Annotated in this window: 13 protein-coding genes and 1 pseudogene; 5 read left to right on the top strand and 9 right to left on the bottom strand. The window is 56.1% G+C overall.

Features of this window, described 5'->3' with window-relative positions; genetic code table 11:
* Positions 1 to 78: 78 nt before the first annotated feature.
* From VF639_RS19890 to VF639_RS19860, 7 genes are all read right to left on the bottom strand, one after another.
* Positions 79 to 1035, bottom strand: coding sequence for a bifunctional riboflavin kinase/FAD synthetase (locus VF639_RS19890; RefSeq protein WP_331147690.1), 957 nt, complete (start codon positions 1033 to 1035; stop codon positions 79 to 81).
* 170 nt (positions 1036 to 1205) lie between these two features.
* On the bottom strand, positions 1206 to 2027 hold the full coding sequence (truB, locus tag VF639_RS19885; RefSeq protein ID WP_331147689.1) for a tRNA pseudouridine(55) synthase TruB: 822 nt from the start codon (positions 2025 to 2027) through the stop codon (positions 1206 to 1208).
* A gap of 141 nt (positions 2028 to 2168) precedes the next feature.
* On the bottom strand, positions 2169 to 2957 hold the full coding sequence (locus VF639_RS19880; protein ID WP_331147688.1) for an undecaprenyl-diphosphate phosphatase: 789 nt from the start codon (positions 2955 to 2957) through the stop codon (positions 2169 to 2171).
* A 127-nt stretch (positions 2958 to 3084) separates the two neighbouring features.
* Positions 3085 to 3396: a DUF3098 domain-containing protein gene (locus VF639_RS19875; protein ID WP_331147687.1), complete on the bottom strand. Its 312-nt coding sequence runs from the start codon at positions 3394 to 3396 to the stop codon at positions 3085 to 3087.
* Between the two features lie 27 nt (positions 3397 to 3423).
* Positions 3424 to 3825, bottom strand: coding sequence for a four helix bundle protein (locus tag VF639_RS19870; RefSeq protein ID WP_331147686.1), 402 nt, complete (start codon positions 3823 to 3825; stop codon positions 3424 to 3426).
* A 29-nt stretch (positions 3826 to 3854) separates the two neighbouring features.
* The gene (locus tag VF639_RS19865) at positions 3855 to 4748 is read right to left on the bottom strand and encodes a cell division protein FtsX (RefSeq protein ID WP_331147685.1); all 894 of its coding nucleotides are present in this window, start codon (positions 4746 to 4748) and stop codon (positions 3855 to 3857) included.
* A gap of 149 nt (positions 4749 to 4897) precedes the next feature.
* Complete coding sequence (locus tag VF639_RS19860; RefSeq protein WP_331147684.1) at positions 4898 to 9463, bottom strand: translocation/assembly module TamB domain-containing protein; 4566 nt, start codon at positions 9461 to 9463, stop codon at positions 4898 to 4900.
* A gap of 403 nt (positions 9464 to 9866) precedes the next feature.
* On the opposite strand from VF639_RS19860, the gene tsaD reads away from it, so the two are divergent.
* The 5 genes from tsaD (at position 9867) to VF639_RS19835 (ending at position 13692) form a co-directional block, all read left to right on the top strand.
* Positions 9867 to 10880 (top strand): tRNA (adenosine(37)-N6)-threonylcarbamoyltransferase complex transferase subunit TsaD, encoded by a 1014-nt coding sequence (gene tsaD / locus VF639_RS19855; RefSeq protein ID WP_331147683.1) that lies wholly within the window; start codon positions 9867 to 9869, stop codon positions 10878 to 10880.
* A gap of 193 nt (positions 10881 to 11073) precedes the next feature.
* A complete protein-coding gene (locus VF639_RS19850; protein ID WP_331147682.1) occupies positions 11074 to 11475 on the top strand; it encodes a thioesterase family protein in 402 nt (133 codons plus the stop codon).
* 84 nt (positions 11476 to 11559) lie between these two features.
* Complete coding sequence (gene smpB / locus VF639_RS19845; protein WP_331147681.1) at positions 11560 to 12027, top strand: SsrA-binding protein SmpB; 468 nt, start codon at positions 11560 to 11562, stop codon at positions 12025 to 12027.
* 153 nt (positions 12028 to 12180) lie between these two features.
* On the top strand, positions 12181 to 12984 hold the full coding sequence (locus VF639_RS19840) for a C40 family peptidase (protein WP_331147680.1): 804 nt from the start codon (positions 12181 to 12183) through the stop codon (positions 12982 to 12984).
* Between the two features lie 210 nt (positions 12985 to 13194).
* Positions 13195 to 13692: an HNH endonuclease gene (locus tag VF639_RS19835; RefSeq protein WP_331147679.1), complete on the top strand. Its 498-nt coding sequence runs from the start codon at positions 13195 to 13197 to the stop codon at positions 13690 to 13692.
* A 195-nt stretch (positions 13693 to 13887) separates the two neighbouring features.
* Here the strand turns inward: VF639_RS19835 and VF639_RS19830 are convergent, their stop codons facing one another.
* Both VF639_RS19830 and VF639_RS25520 read right to left on the bottom strand, forming a co-directional pair.
* Entirely contained in the window at positions 13888 to 14727 is an 840-nt protein-coding gene (locus VF639_RS19830; protein ID WP_331147678.1) for an alpha/beta fold hydrolase, read from the bottom strand.
* 993 nt (positions 14728 to 15720) lie between these two features.
* Positions 15721 to 15852: pseudogene (locus tag VF639_RS25520) on the bottom strand (IS701 family transposase); the annotation flags it as partial.

Here is a 15852-nt window from a genome sequence, read left to right as displayed (position 1 = left end):
AGGATAGGTTGGTTTATTGTTTACCTAAACACCCAAACAATAAACCAGCCGCCTAACAGCAGTCATTGTCACTGCTTTTTAACCACCTATCAAATGCTGCCGGGCTGCTTCGGCATCCAGGGCGAGTTGGGCTTTCAGGGCGTCCAGGCCAGCAAACTTTAACTCGTCGCGCAGGCGGGCTATCAGCTGCACGGTGAGCTGCTGGTCGTAGAGGTCGTGGTTGAAATCCAGTAGGTGAACCTCAATCGTTTGGGCTAGGTCGCCGCCTACGGTGGGGCGCACGCCAATATTGAGCATTGCTTCGTGGTGGGTGCCGGCGGCAGTGGTGGCCATTACGGCGTACACCCCGCGGGCCGGAATCAGCTTCAACGGCTCTTCTACCTGAATATTGGCAGTGGGCCAGCCAATGGTGCGCCCGAGTTGCTTGCCGCGCACCACAGTGCCGGTCAGCTCGTAGGGGTAGCCGAGGTAGCGGCTGGCTGTGAGGATGTCGCCGCTTTCAAGGGCGCGGCGGATACGGGTGCTGCTCACGCCTACGGCATCCACGTCTTCGCGCGGAATTTCCTCCACGCTCAGGCCGTACCGCTCTGCATTCTGACTTAAATAGTCGAAGCCGCCTTCTCGGTTCTTGCCAAAACGGTGGTCGTAGCCAATTACGAGCTTGCCGGTACCTACCGTGCGCAGCAAGATGTTCTGGATATAATCTTCCGAAGTCCAGGCGGCAAAGTCCTCAGTAAACGGAATGATAAGCAGATAATCAACTCCAAAATCACTCAGCTTCTTGATGCGCTCGTCAAGGGTACTGAGTAGAAACAAGTCTTGCGGGTTGGGGTGGGAGGGAGGCGGGGCCAGCACCAAGCGTGGGTGCGGCCAATACGTAATAACCACCGATGGCCCACCGCTTTGCTGCGCTACTTCCTGCAAGCGCCGCAAAATCTGCTGGTGCCCGAGGTGCACGCCATCAAATGTGCCGCTCGTAACAACCGCCTGGCCTTGAAGGTGTGGAAATTGCGCCGGGTCCCGAACAACTTGCATAAATCACTGATTTGCGCTGAGTGAATTGATTTCGCTGACTTCAACGAGCCCGCCGGTTTCTGCTTCAAGCTGATCAAGTAACCAGCTTTAGCAACTGCCGCCTACATGTTATTGGACAGCATACCCTGTACGGTACTTCGCCGGAACCGGTCCGTATTCAGGTACGAAAGTTATTCAGTTGCGTCGTTTCTGGTGCCATCTGACTGCGCCGCCGTGTTATTCGTGTTGAAATGCTCCAGGCCGGCGCGGCGCTCTGGCCGGCGCTGCTTTTGCGGCCGGGGTGGCCGGTCGGCAGACCCTTCGGGGTGGGGCGGGCGTAGGGCTTCTATCTGCTCTATATTCAAGGACTCCGCCAACTGGTACTCGCCGATGCGTGTGCGTACTAATTTGGTTAGGTGGGCGCCGCATCCTAGGGCGGCTCCAAAGTCGCGGGCAAGACTGCGGATGTAGGTGCCTTTCGAACAAACTACCCGAAAATCTACCTCGGGCAGCTCCAAGCGGGTTATTTCAAATTCTTTAATAGTGATTTGCTTGCTTTTAATAACGGCTTCCTCGCCGCGCCGCGCCACTTCGTAGGCCCGCTCGCCATTCACTTTCACCGCCGAAAACAGCGGGGGCGTTTGCTCGATCAACCCTATAAACGGCGCAGTAGCAACTCGTACGGCCGCCTCCGTCAGGTGCTCGAAAGGCAGCTCTGCATCTACGGGCGTTTCCAGGTCGAAGCTAGGCGTGGTTTCACCTAGGCGGAAGGTGCCGGTATACTCCTTTTCCTGCGCTTGAATTAAGTCGATTTCCTTGGTCTTCTTGCCGGTGCACAAGATCAGCAGACCGGTTGCCAATGGGTCGAGCGTGCCCGCGTGCCCGATTTTCTTGATGCGCAGCGTGTTCTTGACTTTGCGCACTACATCGAACGAGGTCCAGGTGAGCGGCTTATCAAGCAGTAGAACTTCGCCAGCTTCAAAGTCGAAAGGAGGAAAGGAAGCGTCTAGCATTGAATGAAACTTAGAAAGACTGTTTTGCGAGACGGTCTAAAAAACGTCCTGCTTGATTTGGCGCTGGCTGCGCTTTGCATGAGTGTTTCTTTGGTAAGAACAACTCACACGGATGGTTACTTCGGAAATTTCAACTCGGTATTAAATCAACTTCAAGTTGATACCCAACCCGATCATCACCAAAATAACCAAGCCCACAATGATTCGGTAGAAGCCGAACGCCCGGAAGCCAAAGCGCGACACGAAGTTCACGAACGACTTTACGGCCAGCAATCCTACCGCAAAAGCGATAACGTTGCCGAAAAGCAGCAGCTTCAAGTCATCAGCCCCCGGCGCGCTTACCTTATAGGTTTTGTAGAGCTGGTAAGCCGTAATGACGAACATGGTGGGTACCGCTAGCAGGAAAGAAAAATCGGCGGCCGAGCGCCGGTCGAAGCCTTGGGTCAGGCCACCGATGATGGTAGCTGCCGAGCGCGACACGCCGGGCACCAGCGCAATGCACTGAAAAAGTCCGATTTTAAAGGCCTGCATTAGGCTAGGGGTGGTTACTTCTTTGCGCGGGCCCGAAAACCAACGGTCCACAAACAGCAGGATGATTCCGCCAACCACCAACGAAATGGCTACCACCGTCACGCTTTTCAGCAACTCCTCGATAACATCTTTCAGCAAAAAGCCTAGCACCCCGAACGGTAGAAATGCCACGAGCAGCTTCACGTAGAAATCGACGCTTTGCAAAAACCGCCGCCAGTACAGCGCCACCACCGACAGAATAGCGCCGAGCTGAATAGAGGTGATGTACGTTTCGGTGAAAGGTAGCTGCCCAATGCCGAGCAGGTTGGCTACGATAACCATGTGCCCGGTGCTGGAAACCGGCAAAAACTCAGTTAGACCTTCAACAATAGCGAGTAGCAGCGCGTGCCAGTAATTCATAAGGAAGCAGTGTGGCGCCAAGCTCCAGCTTCGCGCCTCGTAGAAGATAGGCGTGCGTGCCCGTGCCGCGAAGTGTTGCTTCAGGAACGGACTGCCACACGCGAAGCTGGAGCTTCACGCTCCAAAGCTACGAGCGTTTGTAAGTAGGAGCAGTAACGGGAGCAGCAGGAGCAGGCTGTTGCGCCAGCGTTTCGCGGGTGGTGGCGTCGGCTGCCACCGGAGCGTAGCCATGCGGGCGCGCCATAATGGCCCAAAACTCGATTAGAAAGCCAATAACCAGCAAAATAGGACCCAAGGTGATGCCAAGGAACCCTTCGCCATAATCGGTGGAGTCCAGCGTCATAGTAACGAAGCCAGCAGCCAGCACGGCCAGCCCAAGAAACATCAGGCGGTAGTTGCGCGTCCCGAAAGCAAAACGAGGTTCTTGTGTGGGTTGCATGGGGTTGATTGTTGAATGGCTGAATTGTTAAATTGTTAGGTGGTCGTTGGTGTATTTTATAAGCGAGTTAATAGATTTTGGTAGGCGTTGGAGTTCACTAAAGATGTAATTATAGGTATCAATTGAAATAATTTGACGGATTTTAGCTTTTTCGTTCCAGTCCAGTGACTCAAACAAAGAGCCACGGGCAATACGATAAAATTTCACTTTATCTTTCTTTCCATAGCGGCCAAAGCCTTCAGCAATATTAGCGGAAATGCTGTCTATAGAGCGGACGAACTGGCTGCCAAGACTATGTTGAGTGAAAGGTGGCCATTGTAAAACGATACTCCACACTACATTGCTAAGCGCGAAGCTGATTCGGTAACACTCGATATCGGCTAAGCGCAGAAACTTCCGCTCATTGGCCCCACCATCCTGCTCAGCCATTTAACAATTCAACAATTAAGCAATTCAACTCAATACAAATCATCCAACGACATGCCCAAGTACTTGCGCACCGCACGGTAGGAACTCAGGAAACCGATGCCGCAGCCCAAGCCCACCATCACCAGCAGGAGCACTCCAATAAGCCGGTCGTCGCGCAGGATGCGCAAGTCAGCTACTTGCAAGTAGGCATATTGAAGCAAGGCTAACAGAAGCAGCGACGCCAGAATTCCGCTCGCAAGGCCCTGCCAGGTAGCCCGGCGCAGAAACGGCCGCTGAATGAAGAAGGAAGTAGCGCCCACCAGTTGCATACTGCGGATAAGGAACCGCTGCGAGAACAAGGCCAACTTGATGGTATTGTTGATGAGCACCGTCACGACGATGGTTAGCACGACGGCAAAGCCGAGGAGCACTAAACTAAGTTTGCGCACATTCAGATTGATAGAGCTGATCAGGCTTTGCACGTACTGCACTTCGTACACGCCCGGCTCGGCCTTCAATTCTCGCTCGATGCGCCCCATCTGCAACGAATCGGAATACTCGGACTTTATTTTCAGGATGTAGGCGTCGCGCAACGGGTTGTCGCCAAGGAAGTTCTTGAAGTCTTCGCCGGTCTGGTCGATGAACTGCTTGGCACCTTCCTCCTTCGACAAGAAGCGCACCTGCGGCTTTTGGTCGCGGAAGGCAATGTAGGGTTTGCGCGAAAAGTCTTGCTGCAGCCGCAGTAGCTCCGTAGCCGGCAAGTCGCGCTCCAGATACACTTGCATCTCGATGTTCTCCTTCACCAGGTTAGAGAGCTTGTGCGCATGAATCAGGAGCAGCCCAAACAACCCAATAACCAGCAACGCCAACGTAATGCTGAACACCACCATGAGGTGCGGGTAGCTGCCAAGCTTTTTCTTACGGGTCGGACGGGTTTGGGGCATAGAGGCGCAAAGGTAATTATTGAATGGTGGATGGTTTGTTATTGATTGTTAATTGTTGGGTGAATGACTGCATTGTTAAATTGTTGGTCGTGCTAGCTACATCAAACGACCAACAATTTAACAATGCAGTCATTCAGCCATTCACCCAATCACAGCGTCGTTCTTGGGTCGTCGTCGATGTTAAGGACTTCGCGGGCTTTGCGGGCGTTGGTTTCGCGGCGGCGCAGGTGCTTACGGGCGAACAACTCGTTGAGAGAATCGAACTGCTCGGTGTGCAGCAAGGAAATGCCAGCACGAGCCTGGTTCTGGCTGGTTATGTCGCTATAGTCGCGCGGGGTGGTTTCGTAGCGCAGCTTAGCCCGAAACCTGCCGTCGGTGCGCAGTGCGTATTCCAGGCTCAAATCACCAATAACTGAGTTACTAGCTCCGTTTACGGGCACGCCAGTAGTGGTGGCAGCGCTGCTGAAGCCGCCTTCGCGGGTTACGCGCAGTCGGCCATTCATAAACGAATAGCTCAAGCGCACTTGCAGGGCTTGCAGCTGCTCGGCCGATAGGCCATTGAAGTTGAAGCTGATTTCCAGGTTCGGGTCGAGCTGCGAGGTAAGGGCGCCGAGCTGCGTGGAAATAATCTGGCCCAAGCTGTTGCCCAAGGCGTTGTCCTGCCCCCTGAGCGAGGTTACCGACGATAAGGAGCCCACCTGCGCCAACTGCCGGAACACCACCAGGCTAAACACCTGCCGGTTCAGTTCCTGCTCGTCGTTGCGCAACGACGACAGAAACGGCGCCAAGTCACCTTCCAACGACGAGGGAATATCATTGAATTCCAGATTCAGCTTGATGGCCGGCAGCAGGAGCGGGCCGGTCAGGTTCATCACGGCCGTAACGGGTACTACCGCGTTGTTGCCGGGCAAGGCGGGGGCCAGGGAGGTACGCTGCGTGTAGGCGGCCGTCACGTTCATTTCGCCCGCCAGCGGGTCGCCGTTCCAGACGATGGTACCACCCGGCCGCACCACAAATTCCTTGTTGACCAGCCCTTGCAACGTGAAGTTGTAGGCCCCGCGCACAATCTCGATTTGCCCGCTCATGTTGAAGTCGCCGCGCGTGTCGATGTTGAGGCGCAGCCGGCCCGCGGCCGTGCCCCGAATCACGTCGCCGGTGCTTTCGTCCAGCAGAATTTCCACGTAGGCATCGGGCGTTACCTCCAGGTTCATGTTCAGCCGGATGCCCGACAAGTCGATCTTGTCCTGCACGCCTACCGGAACGGGCGTACGGGCCGTATCGAGCAGGTTGCGGTTCACAAAGCGGATGTAGCTGGCCTGCTCGGCTTTGGCGGCATTGTCGAGCGGTAGGGAAAGGCGCGTGCCAGGGTCGGATTTAGCCTGCACGTTCACTACCAGGTTGGTAGAGGGCCCATTAACGCGGGCCGTGCCCGTGGCATAGGCCGTGCCGAAGTAAAGCTGGTTGTCTTTGCGCGTGGTATTGAGCACCAGTAACTTACGGAACGTGGCATCCAGGTCCAGCCGCATGTTCTTGAACCCGTCGTGAAAAATGTCGCCGGTGATGGTGCCGGTGTTGCCGAGCGGGTCGCGCATCCGAATGTCGCGCAGGACAATCCGGTCTTCGGTAAACCGAATGCGGTCGGAGAAAGTGTAAGTGGTATTCAGGTAGATGAACGTGAGCTGGCCCTCAGTCACGTCGAGCGTGCCGGTGAGGCGGGGCGAGTTGAAGCGGCCAGCCAGACGCAGGGTACCTACGGCCGTGCCGCCCAGGTCACGAAAAATAGTTTTGAGGAAGGGCTCGGCCAGCTTCACGGGGGCCGTGTCGAGCACGGCCGTTAGGTTGAGCTGGTCTGCTTCGGCACTCGGCGCAATGGCACCGGCCACGCGCACCGCGCGCTGTCCGCCGCGGAGCACGTCCAGGTCTAGCAGGGCCTGCTTGGCGCGGTTGTCCCAGCTGCTTTTCCCGCTCACGTCCCCAATCAGCACCTTGTCCATCCGCATCGAGTCGACGGTGAGGGTGGAGTTGATGGCCAGCGGGCCGTACACGCCGCTCATCGTGCCTTCGGCATTTACGCGGCCGGTCAAGTTCTGCTTGATCAGTGAATTGAGCGTACCCAACTCCATGTCCTTCACCGTTAGCTTCAGCTCTTTGCTGGCATCCTGCGAAATAAAACCTTGCGCACTGATACTCTGCGGCCCGTTGCTCAAGCTCAGGTTCTGAATGTCAACCTCTTTGCCTTTGCTGGAAATCACCACCGCATTGTCTTGCGCAATGCTCCAGTCCTTGCCCAGTAGGTTCACCCCCGACTGCCTGAATACCACTTTCACGGCATTAGGCAAAAACGAAAGCGCCCCATTGATCTGTGCTCGGTTGGTGGTATTGGTTTGCGCCAGGGCCGTCGAGAAGTTGATGCGCTCCTGGTCCCACACGCCTTCCACATAAAACCGCTCAGTTTGGCCCAGCGTCGGCAGCACCTGCCGCTCCGACGTTACGCTGGCCTGCGCCAGCACCTCGGGCTGGTAGGGCAGCTTGGAAGTAGTGAAGTCGAACGCCGTGCGGTAGGTGCGGATGCTATCAATCTGCAACGTATCGAAGCTGCCGCCAAGCTGGAATATCGAGGTCTGCCCGTTGCGGAACGAGCCGTCGATGCGCGAGTAGTTCGACACTTTCAGCCCCGGCATAAACAGCTGCAACGCCGGATTCGGCTTCTTCAAATACAAATCCAGCGCAATAGCATAGTCCCGAATGGGCGACTGGCGCTTGCGGCGGTAGTAGTTGGCAATGGCCGCATCGTCGCTCTCGAAGTTGAGTTGATATTCAGTCAGCAGCACTTGGGCGCTACGAATCACTTCGGTGTAGTTGTAGTTGCCAGTGGCCGTCAGGTTGAGCGCTTCTGAGCGGACCGTAAACTGGCGCTGCCCCGCCGTGCGCTGGCTGAGCACATCGAATGTATCCAAGACCACAGTGCGGCCGCCGTAGCCAAGGCGCGTGTTGCGCAGAACAATGCGGCCCAGCAAATCGTCGAGGCGCAGGCCCCGAAACTTCACGTTGGCAGTGGTAGCTACTGTTACGCTTTGCTTGGTGAGGCCGAGGGCGCGTAGGTCGGCGCGGCGGATGCGGGCCCGCACGTCGAAGGCTTGGGTGGCTTTGTTGAGGTCGATGGTACCGTTGGCATCGAATTGCAAACTTGGGTCGTTGGCGGCAATACGCCCCGTAAACGATTCGCTGCTGAAGCGGCCATCGGTGGTGATGTTGCGGTACCGGTACCCGTTGATCCACACGCTCTGCACCGTTGCACGGGCCGTTACGCGGGCACTTTTGGGCGAGAAGCCTACGCCTTGCACCCGGCCATTCATGGTGATGTCGCGCACCGTTTTTTCCTGGCCGAGCAGCTTGCCGAGCTGGAAGTTGGTGGTGCGAATGTCGCCCTCGTATGAAGAAAAGCGCGGGTCGGTTTTGAATTTCAGGTTGACGTCGGACACCACCGAGCCCAGGGCGGTATTGAACGAGCCGTTGGCCACGAAGTCGTTGTAGAAGCCCAGGAACTGCCCTTTCAGCTGCACCCGGCCCAGCCGCTGCACGTAGGGCCAGCCCTTGGCCGGGATGTAGCGCCGGATGTCGCGCCCATCAATCACCGAAGGCTGCAGCTTCATTTCAATGAAGCTCTCCTTGAAATTCGGCAGCCCTTCCACCCCAATATTGCCGACGACGCGGGTGTTCTGGCCGTAGCGGATGTCCAGATTCTTGGTGTGGAAGTCGTGCACGTAGCCGGTGACCTCGCCCGAAATCAGCACGGTTTCCTTTAAGTCGCGCACCGACTGTTGGGGCGCAAACTGGGCAATGTCGTCGGAGTAGAGGCGCGAGGGTTGCAGCCGGGCCACCACCCGCACCGAATCGTTGAAGCTAGTGAAGTTGAGAAACCGCCGGTACTCGAAGCGCAAGAAGTTGCTGATCTGGCTGTTGCCTATGCGTAAAGTCAGCTTATCAAACTCCCAAAACTTGGCGGCGTAGGTCATGTTGGACGTCAGTTCCCGTAGGCGCGTCCGGGAGGGCGTGTCCACTCCGCGCAAGCCGTTGATCTGGGTGTGAATCGTGTCGCCGTGCAGCTGAATTTCCGATACGTCGGCGTAGATGCTGTCGACCTGCATATGCGCGTAGTCCATCGAGCGGCCGTAATAAGCGGCGCGGGGCTTGGTCTGGTTTTCTAGGATGAAGCGGCCGTTGCGCAAGCTGACGGTTTCAATCTTGAAGTCGAAGGGCTTCTTACTGACTTTGGTGGTGTCAGCGGGGCCCATCAGGCGGCGCACCGCCCTCAGAAACTGCGTAAGGTTGGTGGAATCGGGCTGGTCTTTATAGGTGACTAGGGCGAAGCGCGGCTCCTCCAGCGTAAGGTTGCTGATGTGCAGGTGCGACGGGTCGAAAACGCTGAATAAATTGATGGAAGCATCGGCCCGGCCAATGTTGAACAGCTCCCCGCCGCGCCGGTCGAGCACCCGCACGCCTTGCAGCAGCACCCGCGAAAACGGCCGTACATCCACCCGGCCCACCACTACCTTTTGCCCTAGCTTGTCGGTCAGAATACTGGCCGCCTGTTGTACCAGCCGCGTCTGCACGCTCGGAATCCGTAGCGCTACCAAAGTGCCCACCACTGCCACCACCACCACTAGCACCAGGACCAGCAGCACTTTCAGCAGAATAGAAACGAAACGAGGCACAGGCGAAACGGGCTAAAACAGAGCGGAAAAGGCGAAGATACAGGTTAACCGGTGCGTGGTAGAGACCTATGGTTGCGTTAGCGCTGTCGCAAGAACGATACCACGCAGCCATTGGTTAAGCTTCAGACTGCATTCAAGGGAATCAGTTTAAGCTTTTAAACGAACTTTGTTTGAAATTCCGTCTATTTCAGAACAGGTCACGACGAAGTAACCACTTCTTTAGGTTCTCATAGCCTGTTGTGTTGAGGCCTGCAAATGTTGTAGGGCTAAGGATGCTGAGCAACTGACGCATTTTGCTAGTATGCTAATTCAATAGCACTCGATGCCAGCACGCGAGATGCTTCGGCTGCACCTCTGCATGACGTTCTTTATAATACCTGCCGACCAAGCTTAAAAAACAAAAATGCCTACCATTCTCGCCATCGAATCTTCCTGCGACGACACCTCCGCTGCTGTAATGGTAGACGGAGAAATTCGCTCCAACGTGGTGGCTACCCAGCAAGTCCACGAGTTGTACGGCGGCGTAGTGCCCGAGCTGGCCTCCCGTGCCCACCAACAACACCTGATTCCGGTCGTGACGGCCGCGTTGCAGAAGGCCGGGGTCGAGAAGAAGGACCTGGATGCTGTGGCTTTCACGCAGGGACCGGGCCTGCTTGGGTCGTTGCTGGTGGGCGGCATGTTCGCCAAAACCCTGGCGCTAGCCCTCGGTAAGCCCCTGATTGCCGTCAACCACATGCGGGCCCACATTTTAGCGCATTTCATTGAAGAGCCGCGGCCGGAGTTTCCGTTTCTGTGCCTCACCGTGAGCGGCGGCCACACCCAACTAGTGATTGTGCGCAGCGCGCTGGACATGGAAATCATCGGCCAAACCATCGACGATGCTGCTGGCGAAGCCTTCGACAAAACCGCCAAGCAGCTCGGCCTGCCGTACCCCGGCGGCCCCCACCTCGACAAGCTGGCCCGGGAGGGCAACCCCACGCGTTTCCCGTTTCCCGTCGGGGCTATGCCTGGCTATGATTTCAGCTTCAGCGGCCTGAAAACCGCCGTTATGTACTTCCTGAAGAAAGAAACTGCTGCCAATCCAACCTTCATTCAGGAAAACTTGCCCGACCTCTGCGCCAGCATTCAGTACACCATTATCCAAACGTTGTTGCGCCAGCTGCGCCGCGCCGCCGCCGACCACCACCTCACCCACGTTGCCCTGGCCGGCGGCGTAGCCGCTAATTCCGGCCTGCGCCAGGCCTTGCAAGACGAAGCTGCCACGCAACACTGGCAAGTGTTTGTTCCCGCCTTCCAATTCTGCACCGACAATGCTGGCATGGTTGCCATGACCGCCCACTTCCAGTACCAGGCCGGTGACTTCGCCTCCCAATTGGTAAGCTCCGATCCAAGGTTGAAGCTAGTCTCAGGTTCCTAGTTTCTAGGTTCAAGTCGGCGTGCCGAAAGCTGTAGCGAGAAGCCTACGCTTCGCATATTGTTGAACATCTTCGTTGCTGCGTTAGCAATGCCAGTCGTTCAACGAGGCGCGAAGCTTGCGCTTCGCGCTGAAGCCTCTCCCCGCTTGATCGATAGCACGCTTGCTGCGTAACCAGAGACAAGCAACCCGCAACATGAAACACATTTTCCACCCTGGCGACATTCAAAGCTACTCCTTCCCTGTAACGCCGCAGGATTTCGCGGTGCTCAATGGCAAGCTAATTCATCCGGTGCTAAGCACGTTTGCCTTAGGACAGGCGTTGGAATGGAGCAGCCGGCAGTTTGTGGAATTGATGCTGGAAGAAGAGGAGGAGGGCATTGGTACCCTATTAACCATTGAGCACCGCGCCCCGGCCTTCGAAAAAGAAACCGTGGAAATTCAAGCTATTTTTGAACGACTGGAAGGCGCCGAACTCATCTGCTACGTAGAAGCTCGGGTAGGCGAGCGACTGGTAGCCACCGGCCGCACCGGCCAGCGCATCATAAGCAAGGCGAAGCTTGAAGCCCGCTTCCAGCAGTTGCGCCAGCAACTATAGTTGCCCCACCATAGTTGCTTAACCCATCGATTCCCCTGTTCTATTCAATCAGTGGAATCAGCGAAAATTCAGTGACCATTAGTGATGAAGAAAGAAGATACCCCCAAGCGCGTCAACATCCTGAACCGCCGCGCCTCCTACGAATATGCGTTCCTGGCGAAATACGACGCCGGCATTATGCTGCAAGGCACCGAAATAAAGAGCATCCGCGACGGCAGCGTGCAGATTCAGGACGGCTATTGCGTATTTCAACCCGACGGCAGCTTGTGGGTGCACGGGCTTACTATTGCCAAATACACCGCCGGTACCTACAACAACCACGAGCCAACCCGGCCTCGCAAACTTCTGCTCAACAAGCGCGAGCTAAACCAACTCGCCAACAAAAACCAGGAGCAGGGCCTCACCATCATTCCCATCCGGATGTTCGTCAACGACCGGGGCTTTGCTAAGCTGGAAATTGCCCTGGCCAAAGGCAAGAAGCTGTTCGACAAGCGCGAAAGCATCAAGGAAAAAGATCAGAAACGCGAATTAGACCGCGCCCGCGATTATTAGGTGAGTTTGTGAAGTGGTGAATTTGTGGAAGATGCTTGGTGAGTTCAGGTTAAAAAAGGAGCTTCGCGCTGAAGAGCACTATAGGTAGCGAGTAGATTCCGCGAAAATACTTGCCCCCGTTCCACAAATTCACCATTTCACAATTTCACCACCTTGGAACACGGAATCTGCGCGCTGAGCGTCGTGCCGGTACGCGCCGAGCCTACGGATAAAGCCGAAATCGTTACCCAACTGATTTTCGGGGAGTGCTATTCTATTTTGCTGGTACAGAATCAGTGGGTGCAAGTGCGCACGGCGGCCGACCAGTATGTGGGCTGGATGGATGGCAAGCAGCACACGCCCGTCACGGCCGAATACTTAGTTGCCTGGCAGGCCCAAGACCACCCGCGCACCCTCGATGTGGTGCAGATGGTAAGTGACCCCGCCACCCGGATTCCGGTGCAGCTAGGCTCGCGCCTACCGTTTTTCGACGGCATGACCTTGCGCCTCGGCGAGCGGCAGCTTTTCTACAACGGGGCCGCCACCAACCCCCAAAATGGCCACGGTCCGCACGGTCCCGCCGACGCCCGCTTGCGCTTGCTCCAGAAAATGGCCCTGGTGTACCTGAAAGCGCCCTACCTGTGGGGCGGCAAAAGCCTCTTCGGCATCGACTGCTCGGGCCTGATGCAGCAGCTCTACGGCCTCATTGGGGTGCAACTCCCCCGCGACGCCCGCCAGCAAATCAACCTCGGCCAAACCGTTCACTTCGTCGCCCAAACCCAACCCGGCGACCTCGCTTTCTTCGACAACGCCGAAGGCAACATTGTCCACGTGGGCCTGCTGCTTGACGAGCAGCAAATTATCCACGCCAGCGGCGAAGTGCGCATCGACCCCCTCGACCACAATGGCATCTTCAACCGCGACCGGCAGAAATACACCCACAAGCTGCGCCTGATCAAGCGCCTGCTGCCGGATTGAGTTGCCGGTTGCCAGTTGTGAGTTACCAGTTGCTGTTACGCAGTCGGAGGACCACACCCCACCACGGCGTAAGGTCAGGTACCAGTATGAACGACCTGGCAACTGAATACCGGCAATTGATCAAGAGAAACTAAACTTTCTGGCTATTGTTAATACGCTTAGAATCATCTAGCTTTCGCTGTACCTGATGATTACTCCTTTGTAAAGCGTATGGACCAAAAAGTTCTAGTTCTGAATGGTGATTACACAGCCATCACGCTGTGCAGTGTGCAGAAGGCCTTTGTTCTATTGTTTCTTGAAAAAGCCGAGATGATTGCCAACTCGGAAAACGGCGTATTGCGTACCGTCAGCAAGTCGTTTCCGAAACCTAGCATTATCCGGTTGCAGCGCTATGTGCGTGTGCCGTATAAAGGCATCGCCCTAAGCCGGCACAACATCATGAAGCGCGACCATTTCGAGTGCCAATACTGCGGCTCGACCAAAAACCTGACCCTCGACCACGTATTGCCCCGCTCGCGCGGCGGCGACTCCAGTTGGGGCAACCTGCTGACGGCTTGCTCCCGGTGCAACCACGCCAAAGGGCACCGAACCCCGCAGGAAGCTGGCCTCACGATAAGACAGCAGCCGAAGAAACCGACCCTATCCGGTTTCCTCAAGCTCAGCGCTGGTACCATCGACCATAACTGGCACGCCTATCTGAATAATTAAGCCGGGAGCTATGCTTACCGGCTTTTTTTTGCCCTAGGTTCAAGCCTTGCTGTGCTTTATGCTACAGCCTGCAACAACCTGCCCTAGTGAATTAATTGTAAACTGGCGCCAAACAAAAAGCCCTTGCCTCGTGTGAACGAGGCAAGGGCTTTTTGTTTATGGATAGCTGTTGGCAGCTATACCGAGGAGCGATACTTACGAACCAGTCGCGAATTTCACTAAGTCTGCGCTTAGCTTGTCTTTATCGGTGATGAACAAGCCGTGCGGCGCGCCGTCATAAACAACGTAGGTGGCTTGCTTCAGGTGCTCACTCATCCGGGCGCCGCTGTTTTTGATGGGCACCGTTTTGTCGTCCTCGCCGTGAATAACGAGGGCGGGCACAGTGATAGTAGCTAGGTCAGCGCGAAAATCAGTAGTGGCAAAGGCTTTGGCGCATTCCACGGTGGCTTGGTGCGAGCCCAACGAGGCCATGCCGAACGACCAGTCGAGTACCGCCTGGCTGACAGGCTTGCTGAGGGCGCCAACCCCGTAGAAGTCTTTGCCGAACGACTGCAGGAAATCGAACCGGTCTTTGTTGATGTTCGCCAAGATGTCGTCGAACACGGATTGCGGTACGCCGTCGGGGTTGTCGTCGGTTTTCAGCAAATACGGGGTTACGGCCGATATAAAAGCCACTTTCGATACGCGGGCTCCGCCGTGGCGGCTCATGTAGCGGGCCACTTCGCCGCCGCCCATTGAGAAGCCCACCAGCGTTACGTCCTGTAGGTCAAGCGTGTCGAGTACCGCCTTCAAGTCGTCGGCCAGGGTGTCGTAGTTGTAGCCCTCGAAAGGCTTGGATGAATTGCCGAAGCCGCGGCGGGTATATGCCACCACGCGCAAGCCATGCTTGGGCAGCTCGCCAAGCTGATAAGTCCAGGCTTCGTGGTTCTGGGGCCAGCCGTGAATCAGCACGACGGTTTTGCCTTGGCCCTGGTCGGTGTAGTGCAATTTGATGTCCTCCCCGTTGGCGTCTTGGCTGGCTTTGATGTAGCTCATAAAAAAGAATGTGAAAGATGATGGTGTAATAGATGTCGGTACCTACGAGGTATAGACTGCTGAGGTACTTTTATAACAATATATTGCACATGTCTTTCTTTGTTAAGCCTTATAAGATGAGCTTACTTATTGCCGGTCGCTTGCCTATTATCCGTGTTTACATAGTGCTGCTAGGTAGCTTAATGGCTGCTTGCCAATCCAAAACCGACTCCGGAACTAAGGCTAGCACCAGCCTAACAAAAACACAGTCGGAATCATCTGTACCTCAGGATACGCCCGGCATTTGGTATCGGTGCTACCGTGGCACGCTTGGCGCCGAAACGGTCACGCTCCACCTGCAAAGGCTGCCCGCTGGCCAGGAAAACCGCAACAAGGCCAGCTTCATCGGTTCGTATAGCGGCCCCGATGGGCGGCCGTACGAAGTCAGGTCCGACTACGATGCCGTTGTAACTCCCGACAGTGTGGTGATGCGCGACCGGAACCCGGAACTATCGGACGCAAATTCCGACGGGGCGGTGTGGCGGCTGCGCCTGAATGGCAAAGAACTATTAGGGTTCCGGGCCGGCCAGCCCGTGCAATTGCGCGAAGTTGCTCTTCCGGGCAGCACCAAATTTGTTTCCCTCTACTTCACCGATTCCGTAGCCGCTTATCCCGACAAGTTAAAATCGGCATACGGCCGCACGAGCTTGCACGTCTTGGTGCCCACCAACGGTTCCGAATCAGCACGGAGCACGTTAGCAGCCGGCATTCTGCTTGGCCTACGCGGCGACACGTTGGACACGAAAGCGGCACCAGCCTCGCCAGAGCAGTATTGGGAGCAGCAACTTGGCGCTTTCAAAAAGAGCTACCAAGCAAGTATCGCCGAGCTTATAGAGGATAGGTCTGCGGAGCCCGACACCAGTTCCAACGCGCCTTCTTACGATTACATGCTGCGCTACGAAGACCAAGCCGCAACGCACGTATTCTGGAATCAAGACAACTTACTTACTGATGTTACGCACGGAGTTGCCCGAGTTGCCGGTACATGGCTTTTAGGCCGACGGCATAGAGTTGAGCTTTGAGGCGAAAATGCCCGATGCCGCACTTGAGCTTGAGGGCCTCCAGTTTGGTGTAGGCCAACACGGC

The organism is Hymenobacter sp. (assembly GCF_036387835.1).
Taxonomy (GTDB): Bacteria; Bacteroidota; Bacteroidia; order Cytophagales; family Hymenobacteraceae; genus Hymenobacter.
The sequence above is the reverse complement of the archived record's forward strand: the minus strand, read 5'-3'. Positions and strand labels throughout refer to the sequence as shown.